The organism is Nesterenkonia sphaerica, assembly GCF_005771565.1.
Taxonomy (GTDB): Bacteria; Actinomycetota; Actinomycetes; order Actinomycetales; family Micrococcaceae; genus Nesterenkonia; species Nesterenkonia sphaerica.
Map to the genome: position 1 here is coordinate 43,319 of NZ_VAWA01000011.1, position 16,553 is coordinate 59,871.

13 protein-coding genes and 3 tRNA genes are annotated in these 16,553 nt (G+C 64.3%); 5 read left to right on the plus strand and 11 right to left on the minus strand.

Annotated elements, in window-relative coordinates:
• Positions 1 to 21: 21 nt before the first annotated feature.
• The 3 genes from FEF27_RS09270 to FEF27_RS09280 form a co-directional block, all read right to left on the minus strand.
• Positions 22 to 94 (minus strand) — tRNA-Phe (locus FEF27_RS09270).
• A 22-nt stretch (positions 95 to 116) separates the two neighbouring features.
• A tRNA-Asp gene (locus FEF27_RS09275) sits at positions 117 to 190 on the minus strand.
• Between the two features lie 88 nt (positions 191 to 278).
• Positions 279 to 351, minus strand: a tRNA-Glu gene (locus FEF27_RS09280).
• Between the two features lie 144 nt (positions 352 to 495).
• Between FEF27_RS09280 and FEF27_RS09285 the strand changes: the two genes are divergently transcribed.
• The gene (locus FEF27_RS09285; RefSeq protein WP_138170580.1) at positions 496 to 861 is read left to right on the plus strand and encodes a metallopeptidase family protein; all 366 of its coding nucleotides are present in this window, start codon (positions 496 to 498) and stop codon (positions 859 to 861) included.
• 389 nt (positions 862 to 1,250) lie between these two features.
• Entirely contained in the window at positions 1,251 to 3,569 is a 2,319-nt protein-coding gene (locus FEF27_RS09290; protein WP_138170581.1) for a C40 family peptidase, read from the plus strand.
• A gap of 140 nt (positions 3,570 to 3,709) precedes the next feature.
• Here FEF27_RS09290 and FEF27_RS09295 read toward each other — a convergent pair whose 3' ends face one another.
• From FEF27_RS09295 to FEF27_RS09305, 3 genes are all read right to left on the minus strand, one after another.
• Complete coding sequence (locus FEF27_RS09295; protein ID WP_138170582.1) at positions 3,710 to 4,747, minus strand: universal stress protein; 1,038 nt, start codon at positions 4,745 to 4,747, stop codon at positions 3,710 to 3,712.
• An 80-nt stretch (positions 4,748 to 4,827) separates the two neighbouring features.
• The gene (locus tag FEF27_RS09300) at positions 4,828 to 5,838 is read right to left on the minus strand and encodes a hypothetical protein (protein ID WP_138170583.1); all 1,011 of its coding nucleotides are present in this window, start codon (positions 5,836 to 5,838) and stop codon (positions 4,828 to 4,830) included.
• 18 nt (positions 5,839 to 5,856) lie between these two features.
• Positions 5,857 to 7,185, minus strand: coding sequence for an endonuclease/exonuclease/phosphatase family protein (locus tag FEF27_RS09305; RefSeq protein ID WP_138170584.1), 1,329 nt, complete (start codon positions 7,183 to 7,185; stop codon positions 5,857 to 5,859).
• A gap of 152 nt (positions 7,186 to 7,337) precedes the next feature.
• Here FEF27_RS09305 and FEF27_RS09310 point away from each other — a divergent pair, with 152 nt between their 5' ends.
• Entirely contained in the window at positions 7,338 to 9,470 is a 2,133-nt protein-coding gene (locus tag FEF27_RS09310) for a BCCT family transporter (protein WP_138170585.1), read from the plus strand.
• Between the two features lie 23 nt (positions 9,471 to 9,493).
• On the opposite strand, the gene FEF27_RS09315 is transcribed toward FEF27_RS09310, so the two are convergent.
• From FEF27_RS09315 to FEF27_RS09335, 5 genes are read right to left on the minus strand one after another with little or no spacing between them, the layout of a single operon-like run.
• On the minus strand, positions 9,494 to 10,279 hold the full coding sequence (locus tag FEF27_RS09315) for a LytR/AlgR family response regulator transcription factor (protein ID WP_138170586.1): 786 nt from the start codon (positions 10,277 to 10,279) through the stop codon (positions 9,494 to 9,496).
• Between the two features lie 41 nt (positions 10,280 to 10,320).
• On the minus strand, positions 10,321 to 11,679 hold the full coding sequence (locus FEF27_RS09320) for a histidine kinase (protein WP_138170587.1): 1,359 nt from the start codon (positions 11,677 to 11,679) through the stop codon (positions 10,321 to 10,323).
• A complete protein-coding gene (locus FEF27_RS09325; protein WP_138170588.1) occupies positions 11,669 to 13,366 on the minus strand; it encodes a sodium/solute symporter in 1,698 nt (565 codons plus the stop codon). Before FEF27_RS09325 ends, FEF27_RS09320 begins: the two co-directional genes overlap by 11 nt.
• Complete coding sequence (locus FEF27_RS09330) at positions 13,363 to 13,713, minus strand: hypothetical protein (protein WP_208009773.1); 351 nt, start codon at positions 13,711 to 13,713, stop codon at positions 13,363 to 13,365. Before FEF27_RS09330 ends, FEF27_RS09325 begins: the two co-directional genes overlap by 4 nt.
• A gap of 7 nt (positions 13,714 to 13,720) precedes the next feature.
• Positions 13,721 to 14,209, minus strand: a complete 489-nt coding sequence (locus FEF27_RS09335; protein WP_138170590.1) for a hypothetical protein — start codon at positions 14,207 to 14,209, stop codon at positions 13,721 to 13,723.
• A 335-nt stretch (positions 14,210 to 14,544) separates the two neighbouring features.
• Between FEF27_RS09335 and FEF27_RS09340 the strand changes: the two genes are divergently transcribed.
• Both FEF27_RS09340 and FEF27_RS09345 read left to right on the plus strand, forming a co-directional pair.
• A complete protein-coding gene (locus FEF27_RS09340) occupies positions 14,545 to 14,868 on the plus strand; it encodes a DUF4212 domain-containing protein (RefSeq protein WP_138170591.1) in 324 nt (107 codons plus the stop codon).
• Positions 14,865 to 16,553 (plus strand): sodium:solute symporter family protein, encoded by a 1,689-nt coding sequence (locus FEF27_RS09345; protein WP_138170592.1) that lies wholly within the window; start codon positions 14,865 to 14,867, stop codon positions 16,551 to 16,553. Before FEF27_RS09340 ends, FEF27_RS09345 begins: the two co-directional genes overlap by 4 nt.

The following is a 16,553-nucleotide window of genomic DNA, read 5'->3' on the forward strand; positions in this document are numbered from 1 at the left end:
TGCCGAGACACCGGCTATTCGTGGCTCCGACCGGCGTCGATCCGGTGACCTTTCGATTTTCAGTCGAACGCTCTACCAACTGAGCTACAGAGCCAAGTCTGAAAACCGATGTCCTGCGACCCTGACGGGACTTGAACCCGCGACCTCCGCCGTGACAGGGCGGCGCGCTAACCAACTGCGCCACAGGGCCTTACGTGCTGCTGTGCCGAACTCGGCACGAGGAGAAACTTTATCAGAGCTTCTCCGGCTCCGCCACTTCGCAAGAGTGCCGGAACACGTACCCCCAACGGGATTCGAACCCGTGCCGCCGCCGTGAAAGGGCGGTGTCCTAGGCCGCTAGACGATGGGGGCCCGAACCCTGCGAGGAAGTCAGAGACTCCCCTCAGGGGAACCTGTAAGAGTCTAGTTCCTCATGCCTCAGCGCGGCAAATTGCGCACTGCCAGCCACCCGCCTGAACGGCGATTGCTGCCCCGTACCCCCTTTAGACTGAGTCGATGCCCGTTCAGATGAGCGATGACGAGTTCGATGCCGCGGTGACCGACGCCCTCGACCTGATTCCTTCGGAGCTTGCCGCGAAAATCGAGAATGTGGCCTTCTTTGCCGAAGAGCGCTACCAACCCGAACCGTGGGAGGATCCGAACACTGTACTGCTAGGGCTCTACGAAGGGATTCCCCTGACCGAACGGGGAGGCGAGCCGTGGGCCATGCCGGACCGGATCACCTTATATAAGGAAGCGATTCTGGAAACCTGTGAGACTCGCCAAGATGTCGTGGAACAGGTCACCATCACCGTCATCCACGAGGTAGCACACCATTTCGGCATCAGTGACGAGACTCTGCACCAACTCGGCTGGGGCTAGCAGCACAACTGTCCGTGCAGATCGAGCAGCTGGATGCTTAGCACAACCCTGTGCTGAAGTTGTGGAGCTCCAACCTTCAACCTACTTGAAGGTTGGCAAACATGGATTTTGCCCCTTGGATCCCCGGAAATACGGGTTTTTGTCTTCACAGCTTCGTCACAGAAACGACACGGCCTATTGCCTCCGTGACCTTTTCGCAATTATCGTGAACGCCAGCAGCACCGCGAAGGGTCCACGCCAGACGCGTTTCCCATCGCAGTCGCTCACACGAAGGGTCATCGCACCCGGGAGGTGAGCGTCCGCGTCTGGACCGGACCCACAGCCCGCCTTTCCCAAGACGGGGCAGGCTGACGCGGCACTGCGCCCATGAGAAAAAGTGAGGAACTACCGTGAAGCACCCCCGCAATCTTGCGGCGGCGGCCGTCACCGCCGCCGTCGTGACGACAGCACTTGTCGGGACCACCCTGGTCGCTGATCGCACCTCCGATGATTCGATTGACCAGGCCACTGACCAGGCTCTCTCGGCTGAAACTCTCGTGCGGACTGATCTGCCCGAGGTTCCCTCAGCGGACGATATCTCCACGGCCAGGGAATCACAGGACGCCCGAGACAGCATGATGGTCGACATCGTGGGCCGTATTGACCAGGCTATCGACCGGGCCGACGAGCTGGAACTTGAGCTGATGCGCCAGCACTCCCTGGCTCAGGCGCGCCTTCAGGAGGCCGCAGACCTGCAGCAGGAAGCTGAAGACGCCGCAGAGGCTGCTGAGGCAGCCATGGCGATGGACGCCTCCGAGGAGTACCAGGAAGGCGACACCTCCGCCGCCGACGTCCTGTTGGGCGATGAGGACGCACTGGCCGAGGACGCCACTGATCAGCAGCGCTCCGACCAGGCCGAACGTGAAGCTGTCGATGCCGCTCAATTGCAGCGCGAAGCCGAAGCCGCCTCCGACGCCGCTGCGAGCGCCTCCGAGGAAGCTGCTGCGACGCTGGCCAGCACCGGCACCCAAAGCGGATCCACCCAAGTGGGCCTTGAAGATCTCGACAATGTGCTCCGGGACCTGCTGGACACCCTGCGGGAAGAGGAAGGCTTCGAAGGCAGCCTCAACGAGTTCCTCACCTTCATGTACGGCGAGAACGACCGTACCGACGGCGGCTCCGGGTACTTCGACGCCGATGGGAATCTCGACGGCGACGCACTGCGCGAACGCATCCGCCAGCTTCGAGCCGCTGGACCTCAAGTAGAGGTCGCAGCCGCCGAAGAGACCCCAGATACCACCGAGGATTCTTCGGACGATGCGGAAGGGGAAGCCACGTCGTCCGAAGAATCTGAGGTCACCGAGCCTCCCTCGCTGGAGTCGCTGAGCTCCGAGCAGCGCCGGCTTCTCTCGCAGGCCGCCGAGCTGGAGAACTTCGACAGTACGTCTGCGTACTATCGGGTGGTGCTGAGCAACTCCGACCTGACCAGCGGCGGGACTGTGGACTGGGACGCCTTCAGCGCCCACGTCGACTTCCTGAACTCTCAGTCCGAGGAGGCTGAGACCGATGCGGCGGAGTCGACCCCTTCGCCGAGCCCCACCTCAACTCCCTCGCCGAGCCCGACCGCCTCGCCGTCACCCTCGCCCACCGCGACGACATCGTCTGTGCCGGGATACAACTCGCTGAGTTCGGGGCAGCAGTCACTGCTCTCTGAGGCTGCGGACCTGGAACCGGACTTTGACGGTGGTGCCCGCGACTACTACACGCTGCTGCAGAGCAATGATCTCTTCACCACCAGCAGCGGTGCCGTGAACTGGACCGTGCTTGAGGGTCACGTCTCTTACCTGAACAACCAGGCGGAGGCCCGCTCCAGCGCGCAGCAGGAGAGCAGCTCGGAACAAAGCAGCACGGAGCAGAGCACCCAGAGTGCCGCCCCCAGCCCCTCACCTACACGCACCTCCTCACCGAGCCCGACGCCGACCCCCTCGCCGTCACCGACTCAGACCTCGAGTCCAGCACCCTCACACTGGGACGACCTCAGCAGTGAGCTGCGCAGCCTGCTCAGCGAGGGTGCTCAGCTGGAGCCCGGCTTCACCGGCTCCGGTGGCGACTACTGGCGAGCAGCTCTGCAGAATCCTGAGCTGACCAACAGCGATGGCACGGTTTCCACCTCGAAGCTGGCCTCTCACGTCAGCACCCTGCGAAACCAACAGAGCACGTCCTCGGAGAGCTCCTCCACTAGCGGCAGCTCTTCCTCCAGCAGCTCTTCAGGGAGCTCCTCCAGCGGCAGCTCCTCCACCAGCGACAGCTCAAGTGGCAGCAGCACTGCCTCATCCTCCACCAGCAGTGGGTCACAGCCCGCCAGCAGCAGCAGCGGAAGCAACGCTGCGTCGATCGCGGTGAACTGGGCCCGCAATGAGGCCACCCGTCCCGGCACCAGCTATGTGCTGGGGGCCAATGGGCCCGACGCCTGGGACTGCTCCAGCTTCACCCAGGCAGCGTACCGGGCAGCGGGAGTCAGCTTGGGCCGCACCACCTGGGATCAGATGGTTCAGGGCCAGGAGGTCTCATGGGCGGACCGCCGTCCAGGTGACCTCATATTCTGGGACGACTGGCATATGGCAATCTATCTCGGCGACGGCATGATGGCCGACGCTGGCAACCCGAGAGTGGGAGTGTCAGTGCGCAGCGTCTTCGGCAGCCCGACCATGGTCCGCCGCGTCGCATAATTTCACATAAGAACCGTTGAGGGCCCCGGCAGGTGAACTGCCGGGGCCCTCAACGGTTCAACGTGTGAAGGCGTGAAACGCCACTCCCCCGGTGAAGGTGCGCAGCGCAAGTGAGTCCAGTTCAGCGGTCCCTGGTCAGCTCAGAGAACCGGTCCGAAGTCCGCACGGTTCTTGATGCGCTCGTCGTCCCCGTCAGGTACCACCATCAGCGGACCTTCGGCATGCTGAAGCACACCCTGTGAGGTGGAGCCCAGGAGCATGCCCGCGAACCCTCCGCGTCCCCTGGTGCCCAGGACGGTCAGCTGGGCATGGCGGGTCTCTTCCACCAGCACATCCACTGCTGTGCCATCGATGACTTCAATCTCGATATTCAGCTCCGGGAAGTGGCTGTTGAGCCAGGCGCGGCCGGCACTGAGCTTCTTCTCAAGCTCGGCCTGGGCATCTGAGTCATCGATATGCGTGGGAATCCACACCAGCGTGGATCCCAGAGGCGGCAGCGCACAGACCAAACGCAGCTCGACACCGCGCTCCAGCGCTTCCTGTGCGGCGACAAGTGCCGCGACGCGGCCGTAGTCTGAGCCGTCGACGCCGGCCACCACGGGCCGGGAGTCCCGGGTCCGGATGGGGTGGGCGCCCTCCTGAATGAGCGCTTCAGGGGCCTCCGCGCCAGGGTGGGGGCTCGACGAGACGATAGGGATGGCGCCGGTGGCGGTGGTCATCGCGTTCTCCTCCTTGATGGAGAACTTCAGCGGCACCAGGACCGTGGGGCATTTGGCATGGGCGGGGAGCGCTGAGGACACTGAGCCCAGCAGCCGCCCCAGGAAGCCACCGCGTCCCCGCGAACCAACCACGAGCACCTCGGCACGTTCGGCATATTCCAGCAGCACAGCTGTGGGGTCTCCGGATTCGATCCGATAGTCCACCTCTCCCGGATAGTCCCGGAGGAACTGCCGCGCTTGGCGCATCACACGTTCTGCCCCCACTTTGAGCGATGAATCGTCCATCATGGCATAGCCGCCATCCATGGAAGAGGCGGCAAATGCCGGAATGGAGTAGGCGGTGAGGACTGTCAGCGGGAGTTTGCGGCGGTAGGCCTCAGCAGCAGCCCAGTGCGTTGCCCGCAGTGACTGTTCAGAGCCGTCCACACCAACGACCACGCCGGGATTTTCCTGAATCATGATGGCCCTCCTCCTATCAGGTGTGCTTTTATGGTACCGATCACACCTGGGGCTCGCGAAGCTCTAGCCGACGTGGCACATCAAGGCTTCTGGTCCGTGCCGCGCTGCTTGAGTTCCTTGCGCTGAGCCTGGGTGGAGGCTTTCAACTCACGCTTTCTCACCCGGCGCTGTTTGCGGTCGGCCCGCTGTCTCTCCCGGAGGAGCCCCCGCCGGAAGTCTTCGACGAGCGCTGGGGGAGTTTCTTCCGGCAGTTCACCGAAGGCGGCGCGAGCACTTGAAGTGATCTGCCGAGCCAGGACACGGTTGCCGACTCCCCCGATCACCGCCCCGATGCCGAAGGGGACCGCGCGCGCAGCGATGGAGGTTCCCCGGCGGAGGAAGAATTTGCGCACGAACTGTTTGCGCAGCTGATTGCCCAACAGTTGCGAGACGGTGGAGGCGCCTGCCGAGCCCACTGCGGCATTGCCCATCGGGGCGATAGAGGCAATCGGACCCGCTCCACGGCCTTGAGCCTGAGCCGACAGTTCGCCCAGCAGTTGCCGTCCCTCCTCACCCAGCATGATGCCCATCACCAGCAGCTGGGCACGTTGGGGGTCTTCGGTGGTGATCCCGGCGAGTTCCGCCTTGGACTGCGCGTACAGCGCACACATCTCCAGGAACCCTCCGGTGGCCACGACAGAGAGGCCCATGGAGGTGACCGTTCCCACCCCTGGCACTGCGGCACTTGCCCCGATGAGCGCACCGCCACCGGTCATCGACCGGGTGAACTCTTTGTCCAGACGCTCCGCGAGCTCACGGTTGGTGAGCGTGGGGTGGGCCTTACGGAGCCGACGAAGATTCCTCAGCACCAACGGCCGCTGAACGGTCACCGCACGGGTCAGCCAGACTTCTGCGGAGGGGGTGAGCTGCCCGTCCTCGGTGAAGGCCTGACGTGAGACCAGGGCAACCGATTTGGCGGCGAGAAAACCACCAGCTGCGCTGCGCAGCACCGGCCGAGGAGCCTTCTTGACTCTGCGACGATCCCGAGTTTGTGTTCGATCCGGTGCACCGGAGGCTGGACCGGTGTGGGAAACAATGTGGGTGGAGGCCATGGGCCTGAGTCTAGGCGTTCAGTCGCTGATCGTCAGGTCAACCCAGACCAGGCGGTCCTGGAGACTGTAGGAGGAGTCGGGATCTACGACCTCGTAGCCGAACTCACCTTCAGCTGGCCAGAAGACTCCGGAGTTGCTGATCTGCAGACTCCTGGAGGGCAGCACGAACGACGCTCGCTGGCCTTCGTTATCTGCCACGTGACGGGTATCCACCAAATCGGTGGCCCAGGCGGCGGCAGGATGCTGATCCTCGGGCACTTCGGTGACCGCTTCGGGCTGGGTGTCGCGCAGCATGGGCGAGTCCAGCAGCACCTCGAGGTTTTCCGGCTCGTCGGCGCTGGCTGACGGCGCGCCCGCGACGACAAATCTGGTGCCCGGAGCAGGGTGGCCGGTCTCTCCCTCGTCGTCGTAGAGATACCAGGCTCTGCCCTCGACATAGTCGGCCAGGACCTGGCGCATATCGTCCCCGCGCTCGGTGTCGGCGTGCTCAGCAGGAGCCGCCAAAGCGGAGGAGATCAGGTGAATCGTCTCCCCGTCAACCTCCACCGGTACGTCCCACATGCTGGTTTCGTTGAGCCGCAGAACCGAAGATTTCAAGGAGAAGTGCTGCCCCTGGACCATCGCTGATTCCGGCAGGTCACGCCACAGGAAGTCCTGGAAGGTGCGCACCTCCTCGTCCACCACGGGGTACTTGGAGAACACGATCATTCCGTACTGTCCGGGGTATTCGCCGTAGCCCACTGCATCGCCCGCACCGCCGATGATGCCGTCCCCGTCGAGGTCGACCCCGGACTCCCGGCCGGAATTCGTCTCGGCGGTGAAGAAGTAGGGGTAGTCCAGACCGGATTCGGAATGCTGTCCTGCAGCGAAGTACTCACGAAGCAGCTCTGCGATGTGATGCTCGTCGTCGTAGGTCACCCCGGTGAGGACCAAGACGTCCGGATCATTCATCTGGACGGTCTGGGCCACGGCTCGCGCCTGGGTGTGATTGCCGGTGCTCAGACTCGCGATGAGCTCAGCGACGGGCTCATCAGCACTGGGATCCGCCGTAATGTCAGCATGGAGCGTGGCTACTCGCAGATCCTCTTCATCCTTGTGAACCGTGGTGGCAGTCTTATCATCGTCCGAGCTGAGTGCATTGGGCTGACCCGGCGCAGGGAATAGCGCATCAGGGGTTGCGTCGTCTGCAACCCCGACCACTGCGCTGTGCGCAGTGGGAGCGGTACTGGACTGCGCGGCGGGAACAGCAGTAAAGACGAGGTTCGCCGAAACGGCCAGGGCGGCCCCTGTCTTGGCGATATTCCTCTGTTTCATCCGGAGCGCAGGCGGGTAAGAGCCTGTGGGCATGGCCTCTACCGTAACGCGTTTAAGAGCCGCCGCCAAGCCCCGGAAGCGGCCCCATGAGAAAAGTTACCAAGGCGTAACCTGCCACTGAGGGACAGTCCATGTATAGAGTGGCGCAGTAAATCACTACAGCACATGCATCGAGGAGGAACTTCATGGCTTCGCAGCCAGAAGTCGAAAAGCTACGGAATTGGTCATTTTCGGACGTCATTCGCGGGCTGCACATGTGGGTCTTCATCCCCGCGGTCATCATCATCTTCGGGGCACTGGTATTCGCTACCTGGTGGGGCAATCAATTCGGCGCGGAGGCGTTCGAGACCCTCAACTCCGGCATCGTGAACACCGTGGGCTGGTGGTATGTCCTGCTATGCACCGGCTTCGTGGTCTTCGCACTCTGGGCGGGCCTGTCGAAGGCCGGTAACATCCGGCTCGGCCGCGACGATGAGAAGCCTGAGTTCGCATTGGGCTCCTGGTTCTGCATGCTTTTCGCCGCGGGCATGGGCATTGGGCTGGTGTTCTGGGGCGTAGCCGAGCCGCTGTGGCATCTGATTGCGCCGCCGGATATCACCGCCGATGTAGGCGTGGACGCTGATGGGAACGTGATCGCTGGCAGCGAGTCCGCCAACGCCGGATCCGCCATCGGCCAGTCCCTTTTCCACTGGGGCCTGCACGCCTGGGCAATCTACGTGGTCATCGGCCTGGGCCTGGCCTACATGACGTTCCGACGGGGCCGGCCGCTGGCAGTCCGCTGGCTGCTGGAGCCGATCTTCGGCCGTAAACTGATCGAGAGCTGGGTCGGCCACGTCATCGACGTGGTGGCCATCGTCGGCACGGTCTTCGGCATCGTGACCTCCCTCGGAATCGGCACTCAGCAGATCGCTGCGGGGATGGGCTTCATGGGTTGGGTCGAAGACCCCGCCTCGGAGCCACTGCTGACCGGCCTGGTGGTGGTCATCATGGCCATCGCCACCATCTCTGTCATCACTGGCGTCCATAAAGGCCTGAAATGGCTGTCCAACTTCAACCTCATGGCTGCCGCGGTGCTGGCGATCTTTGTGGTGCTGGCCGGGCCCACGCTGTTCCTCCTCCAGTCCGTCATCACCAACATCGGCGAGTACGCCCTGGCTTTCCCGCAGCTGATGTTCCAGGCAGGTGCCGATTACGCCGTCGGTGCTGGTGAGGCCGACGGAGGGCTTCTCGGCAATGCCTGGTCCGCGGACTGGACCATCTACTACTGGGGATGGTGGATGAGCTGGGCGCCGTTCGTCGGCATGTTCATCGCCCGCATCTCCCGCGGACGCACCATTCGCGAATTCGTCCTCGGTGTCCTGCTGGCACCCACCGCCGTCGGGATCATCTGGTTCTCGATCTTCGGCACCTCCGGCATCTACTACCAGCTGACGGAAGGCACCATGCTGGTCGACGACGGTGAGGGCGGGGAGACCGTCGGCACCGAGGCCTCGCTGTTCCAGCTGCTGGACCACCTGCCCATCGCCGCCATCACCTCAGTGTTGGCGATCCTGGTCGTCACCATCTTCTTCATCACCTCAGGCGACTCAGGGTCTCTGGTGACTGATGTGCTCTCCTATGGCGGGCGCACTGAAACCCCGAAGATCACCCGTGTGTTCTGGACGGCGCTGATCGCCCTGGCAGCCATCGTCCTGCTGGCGGCCGGCGATGATCCCGATTCCTCCCTCCGCGTCCTGCAGGTGGCGGCCATCGCCTCGGCGGCACCGTTCTCCATTGTGATGCTGCTGGCAGTCTTCGCGCAGATCAAGCTCTACCTCTACGAGGGACGCGTCGCTTCCAGGTATGTCCGGATCCGCCGGCATGCCTCCAAGGCGGCCGTGGTGGAAACTGCCCGCCGCCATGCGGGGGCTGACGCCGGCCCGGCAGTGCAGCGTACGGTGCTGCAGATCATCAACGAGCAGACCAAGACTCTGCGCGCCATGTTCGGCGGCACCTCCGGGACACTGTCCGGACTGCCGCCGAAGACCGACGCTGGGCCTCCGGAGGCCAGCGGAAAAGCCAGCAAGGACCTAGTGCTGGCCGTCCAGGACCTCCCAGCCGAGGCCACCTATGTCAACCCGGAGACCGGTGTCCTGGGATGGGATGAAAAGGGTGCCTACCGGGACCCGCTGCAGGCCGATGAGACCTTCGCCACGCCTGAATTTGTCGACTCCTACGAGGGCTGGGAGCAGGAAGCTGAAGAGTACTTCGATGAGACCGTGGCTTCCGGCACCATCCCCGCGGTGAAGCCGGAGGACACCGGCGACGACGCCCGCTAGACGCCTCGAGCCTCGGGGGCTGTTCACACCCCGAGGCGTCGGCGCAGCTCGCGGGCGTGGCGGCGGGACACTTCCACCCGCGAGCGCTGCCGGTCGTTCATCACCAGGGCCAGGTGCCCACGGAAGTCGGGAACGAGCTCGCGCACATAGCGCAGGTTCACCAGGTACGAGCGGTGGACCCGGCAGAAGTGCCCGTGGAGCCGGCGTTCAAGCTCGTTGAGCGAGAAGGAGACCAACACCTTCTCCTCTGCAAGCTTCAGTGAGGAGTATCCGCGGGCTGCTGCGGCGTAAACGATGGCATCACCTTCAATGAGCATGGTCCGCCCATCACGCTGCACCGGGATCCGGACCAGCCGTTCGCGGTGATCGGGCTCGCTCGGCGGTCCGGTGTTCGCTGGGGCGTCGTCGTGCTTGGCGGCCTCCTGCGGGCGCACCGAGGCGGGCCCGGCCAAAGCCCGCTCCACAGCGCGAGCCAGGCGGTCGGCGTCGAAAGGCTTGACCAGATAGTCCGCGGCGGCCAGGTCGAAGGCCTCCACCGCATGGTCCGGGTAGGCCGTGGTGAAGATGACCTTCGGCTGCTTGGGCAGCTCGCGCAGCTGCGCGGCGACCTCCAGCCCGCTGAGCCCCGGCATCCGAATGTCCAAGAAGACCAAGTCATAGTCCAAGGAGCGCAGCAGCACCAGGGCTTCCTCCCCGTTGGTGGCTTCACCGACCACCTGGACCTGGGACTCCCCCGCGGCCTCCTCCAGCAGGTAGCGCAGCTCCTCTCGGGCTGGAGCTTCGTCATCTACTATCAGGGCGCGGGGCACAGGTCACAGTATACGGACGCCGGCCGTACTGGCCCGCCAGTTCAGCGGAGCGGGATTTTGAGCTCCACCACGGTGCCGCCGGACTTGGGAGTGGAGATCGATAAGTCGTAGCGGTCCCCGAAGAGCGAGTCGAGCCGTTCGGAGATGTTCCGCAGGCCCACCCCGGCGTGTTCTCCCACCGCAGGGGTCGGGTCGGTGAGCACGGTCTCGGACATCTCCCCTGGCTCCCGGTCACCGGTGGTGAGCCTCGCCATCACCTCCGGGTCCATTCCCACACCATCGTCGGAGACTCGGATGGAGGTGGTCCGGGTCAGCGGGTCCACCCGCGCCCGCAGCCGCACGGTTCCGCCCTCAGGTTTAGACCCGATGCCGTGCTTGACGGCATTCTCCACCAGCGGCTGGATGGTGAGCACCGGCACCCGCGAGGTGAGCACCTGCGGATCGATGTCATACCGAACCTGGAGCCGGTCACCGAACCGAGCCTGCTCCAGTGAGATGTAGGTGCGGACAAAGAAGTACTCCTGAGCGAACTCCGCCATATGCCCTTCTTGGCGCACCGCGTAGCGGAAGAATTCGGACAGCCGGAGCAGCAGCTCGCGCGCCTCCTCCGGCCTGGTGCGCGCTTTGGACGCGATGGTGTTGAGGATATTGAACAGGAAGTGCGGGTTGATCTGGGCCCGCAGCGCATCCAGCCGCGCACTCGCCGCCAGCTGCTTCTCACGGTCCAGTTCGGCAAGTTCCAGGTGCAGACTGAGCATCTTCGCCATGTCCTCCACCATCTGTTGGGGCGGGATCACGGTGGTGGCCTGATAGACCCCCAGGGTACCCACCACCCGGGTCCCGATCCGCAGGGGTGCGATCACCGCCGAGAGCACCTCGCAGTCGCTCTTCCGGCATCCGACTCCCGTCTTATCGCGCACCACCACGGTCTTGCCCTTCCGCACTGCCCGCGGGGCAGCAGTGGTCTGCATTGCGCCTCCGGGCCGGTGATGGTCCTCCCCCGGCCCGATGTAGGCCAGGATGTTCTCCGTGTCAGTAATGGAGACGGCGTCACCGGAGAGCATGGGGCGCAGCAATTTGCAGGTCCGGCGGGCAGCATCCTGGGTCAGCCCTGAGCGCAGCGGGATGGCGCGGATCGCCAGCTCCCCCACCCCATGGCCGGGTACGTCGTCGCGAACAGACCCGGCACGGACGCCGGCGCGGTTTCCGCGGAGGCTGCGGGACCCCCGTGGTCCGCGCAGCGCTGAGGGATAGCCCAGGACCACCGCAATGGTGAGCACGACGCCGATGCCAACAGTGGGCAGCACCGGAAGCGCAGGGGTCACCATCACTTGGGTGATCACATAAACCATCGTCCAGATCAGCAGCACCGCACTGGCCAGGATGACACTACCGCGCACGCCGGTCCTCCTTTCCTCGCCTGCGCTGCCGCAGGGTCAAATCCGCCACCCGTTCGGCCTGACGGTCCGCCGCAGTGCCGTGCATAATCAGCCAGTCGGATTCCACGTCAGTGGGTGGCTGCGTGCGCAGTGAGACTGCGATCGTGAGCAGGAACGCCAGCGGAGCGGCCACCAGGGTCGGGGCGGCCATCAGCTCCCGCAGCGGCGAGGCCTCCATGAAGCTGGCACCCAGGAACATGCTGATCGACAGTGTGGCACCACTGATCAGCCCCGCCAGCGCACCGGCGGCAGTGGTGCGCCGCCACCAGATGGCCAGCACCACCACCGGGGTCAGCGCCGAACCAGCAATCGCGAAGGCCCAGGTCACCATGGTCGCCACCAAGGACGGCATCGCAGGGGTGAAGGCCTCCGGGCGCAGTGCGATGGCCAGGGCCGCGGCAGCACCGGCGGCGATCAGCGTGGACCCCCGGCCGACCCAGACCGCCTGCCGCTGAGTGGCTCGGGGGTTGATGTGACGTTCGTAGACGTCATGACCCCAGGTCGCTGCCGAAGCCAGCAGCAGTCCGGCCACGGTGGACATTGCCGCGATCAGCGCCGCAGCAGCAATCAGACCCAGTCCGGCCTCATCACCGTAGATCCGCCCCAGGACCGGCAGTGCGTGCTCGGGGACGCGAAGCACGCCGTCCTCGGTCAGCTCGTCCAGCCACGCATGCTCTCTGGAAGCACCAGGGATGATGTCTCTGGCTGCGGTGCCCATCATCACGGCCAGGGCGTAGAAGATTCCGATCAGCACCAGTACCCACACTGTGGTGGTCCGTGCCGCCCGCCCGGTGGGGGCGGTGAAGTATCGGTTCATCACATGCGGCAGTCCCGCGGTGCCCAGCCCCAGGGTGACCACCAGGGCCACCTGCCCCAGTTGGCCGTACCGGGCCCCCGGTTCACCGAAGACCGCAGGCGTCCCCGGGTCCACCGCGTTCTGCTCCTGCGTCAGTTCCCACGACCCCTCGGTGAACTCCGGATTCAGCAGCGGCTGGCTGCTCAGGGAGTCCACCGCCTCGCCGTAGCGGAACCCGTCTGCGCTGACCATTGCAGCCAACCACAGCAGGGCGGCGAAGAGCAGCAGGAACTGCACCGCCTGGTTCCAGGTAGTCCCCCGCATGCCACCGGCAGCCACGAGCACAGCGATCACCGCGGTGGAGAGCAGCACCCCGGTGGAATACGGGCTCAGGCCGAACAGGCCGTGGCCCACCAGCAGCTCCCAGGTAATGCCGCCACCCACCGACTGTGGAATCAGGTAACAGAGAATCACCAACTGCACCACACCCACCGAGTGCAGCCGCACCGCGTCGGAACGCAGCCGCCGGCCCAGAAAGTCTGCCAGCGAAAACTCACCATAGCGGCGCAGCGGCGCAGCCACCAGCAGCAGCACCGGCACAAACCCCGCAGCGAATCCGACCGCGTACCACGCGCCGTCGAGCCCTGAGACATAGACTGCCGCGGCGACACCCAAGAACGACGCCGCGGAGAGGTAGTCACCGCAGATGGCCCAAGAATTGGTCGCGACGCCGACTCGCTGACCAGCCAGATAGAAGTCGACGGTGGAGGAGTGCCGCGGGCGGGTGATCACCGACACCCCTAAGACAATGACCAGCACCGCGACTAGCGTGATGATGGCGGTAGTGGTCATGAGGCACCTGCTTCCGCACCGGGGCCCGACTCCTCGGCGCGCTGGTCGCCCTGAGAGCCCAGCATCTGGGACTCCACGCTGGAACTCAGGGTCGCAGCGGCAATCCCAATTGCGGCGAAGACGGCGTAGAGACCCACCGCCACGGTGAGGAACCCGGGGCTGAGGTCACCGATGAGCCGGGAGTCCAACCACCAGCTGAGGGAGGTCGACAGCAGCGGGAAGACCGCCACCACCACCAGGAAGACGGCGAAGTAGGTCAGGGCCACCCGGCGCTGGGTGCGGAAAGCTGCATCGACCTCCGCGGGTGTATCGCGGGTTTCGCCGTCTTCCTGCGGGGATAGGGTCACAATCTCACTAGGCTACGGGCCAATGCTTATACATAGTCCAGGTGACCTTGAGCAGGAGGACGGATGCACCGGCTGCCAGGACTAGGCCCATTCCGGGCAGAAACGAACCCCACTGGGTCTCCATGTTGGCGCTGAGCAGGTTCCAGGTCTGCAGCAGGCAGATCCCAGCGACCAAAGCTCCCGGGACGCCCGCATGCGCCAGTGCGAGCTTCCGGCGCGGGACAAAGGCGCCGGCGAAGGCCAGGCAGCCTACCGCCAGGGTGAGCACACCGGGACCGTCAGTACCGCGGAGAACGAATGTCTCCCCCATGATCTCCTGAGTCAGGGTGACGTAGATCCAGGGCAGGAACGCAGAGACGATCATCATCATCCCGCCGATCATCATCGGCCAGCTTCCCTGGTGGAAAACCCCCCAGCCGTGGCTCTTCCCCGCTCTCAGACGCGCAAAAACGCCGGCGAGGCCCTTCTGCTCCACTGCAGGTGCCGTGGTTGTCATCTGTTTCGCTCGCTTCCCGTGATCAACAAGTTCACGTCAGGTGTCAATGCTCGAAATATTACGGTGAGGCAGGTCACAGATTCCAGGTGGATCACCCCCTGACTCTTTCAGCGGCAGCATCGGGCTGGCTGAACGGTCGCTGGAGCCCGCTATACGGTCGGCGCTCAGAATGTGACCACTCAGCGCCTTCAGTCGACCGTTCGCCAACTCATATCCGCCTTTTGCTCCGATCTGCTTGTGAGGCAGGTCACAGGCCTGTTGGCTTAGCTCCAAGCGTCTGCCACAGCAGAGTGCAGATGTATGTCCGCCCAAAGTACCGAGCAAAGGAGTCGCGCATGTCTGACGTGACACATGAGGGCTCTTCCGGCACCGCTCCGCCACCAGATAACAGCTGGCGGCAGCGCTACTGGAAGAAGAACCTCCGACTGATGGTGGTCCTGCTGGCCATTTGGTTCACCGTGTCCTTCGGTTTCGGGATCATCCTGATCGAACCGCTGAACAATATTGAGATCCTCGGGTTCCCCCTGGGTCTGTGGTTCGCTCAGCAGGGATCCATCTACACCTTCGTCATCCTCATCCTGGTCTATGCGCTCTGGATGGACCGTATCGACAACGAGTTCGGGGTCTCCGAGCGCAAGGGGACGGGTGAGACGGCATGAACCTCAACTCCATGGAATTTTGGACGTTCTTCTTCCTGATCCTGACGTTCGGCATGTACATGACCATTGCCTGGCGCTCACGGGTGAAGGAGACCAAGGAGTTCTACGTCGCCTCCCAGGGCGTGCCCACCATTGCCAACGGTGCGGCGGTGGCTGCCGACTGGATGAGTGCGGCGAGCTTCATCGGCATGGCCGGCATGATCGCCTTCTTGGGATCCGACGGCTCCGTCTACCTGATGGGCTGGACAGGTGGTTACGTGCTGCTGGCACTGCTGCTGGCGCCGTACCTGCGCAAGTGGGGCAAGTTCACGGTGCCCGAGTTCGTCGGCGATCGGTACAACGACACAGTGCGTGTCGTGGCAGCGATCTGCGCCATCGTCATCTCCTTCACCTACGTGGTGGGCCAGATGACCGGCGGCGGCGTGGTCTTCGCCCGGTTCCTCGGACTGGAGGCACACTGGGCAGTCATCGTGGCCGCCGTGGTGATCTTTTTCTACGCGGTCCTCGGCGGCATGAAGGGCATCACCTACACCCAGGTGGCCCAGTACACGGTGCTGATCATCGCCTACCTGATCCCCGCCGTCGCAGTGTCCCAGACTATCGGTGGCTTCCCCGTCCCGCAGGTGACCTATGGCACCATCCTGGCTGAGTTGGATGCGCTGCGCACAGAGTTTGGGCTGGACCGGTTCACTGAGGCGTTCGCCGGCCGTGATGGTGGACAGCTGGACGTGTTCCTGGTGACGCTGTCGCTGATGCTCGGCACCGCCGGCCTGCCGCACGTGATCATCCGGTTCTACACCACCAAGACAGTCCGCGGGGCGCGGTTCTCCGCCTTCTGGGCACTGTTCTTCATCTCCCTGCTGTACCTGACCGCCCCGGCGGTAGGTGCGTTCACCAAGCTGAACCTGCTGCAGGGCGCCCAAGGTGCCACCGCTGATGAGCTGCCAGCCTGGATCGAACCGTGGGCTGATGCCGGTTATGTGACCCTCAACGTGGACGACGGCTCGATTGACAGCGTCTCCAACGTGGCGGCATCGGGCGCGGACCTCATTGTCTCCAATGACATCCTGGTCCTCGCCTCACCGGAGATCAGTGGCCTGCCGGCCCCGATCATCGGCCTGATGGCCGCCGGCGGTATGGCGGCTGCGCTCTCCACTGCGGCCGGACTGCTGCTGGTGATCTCCTCCGCCGCTTCCCACGACATCTACTACCGGATGATCTCCAAGGAAGCCGCCTCGGAGAAGACCCAGATGCTGGTGGGTCGCCTCGCCATGACCGCCGCGGTGATCATCGCGATCTTCGCTGGGCTGAACCCCCCGGCATTCGTGGCGCAGGTGGTGGCATTCGCCTTCGGCCTGGCGGCCTCGACCTTCTTCCCGATCCTGATTCTGGGTATCTTCTGGAAGAAGGCCAACGCCAAGGGTGCCGCCGCCGGCATGTTGACCGGTCTGCTCTTCAGCTCCGGCTACATGATCTACACCTTGGAGCTCTTCGGCACTCAGGCCAACGAGCACCTGTTCAACATCTCCCCCGAGGGGATTGGTGCTCTCGGCGCGGTGCTGAACTTCGCGGTGACCGTGACGGTGTCCAACCTGACCCGGCCGCCGAGCGTGGAGGTCCAGGAGATGGTGGAGTCGATCCGCTATCCCGCCCCGCAGCAGCTGAAGGCCGCCGGCAAGCTCTAG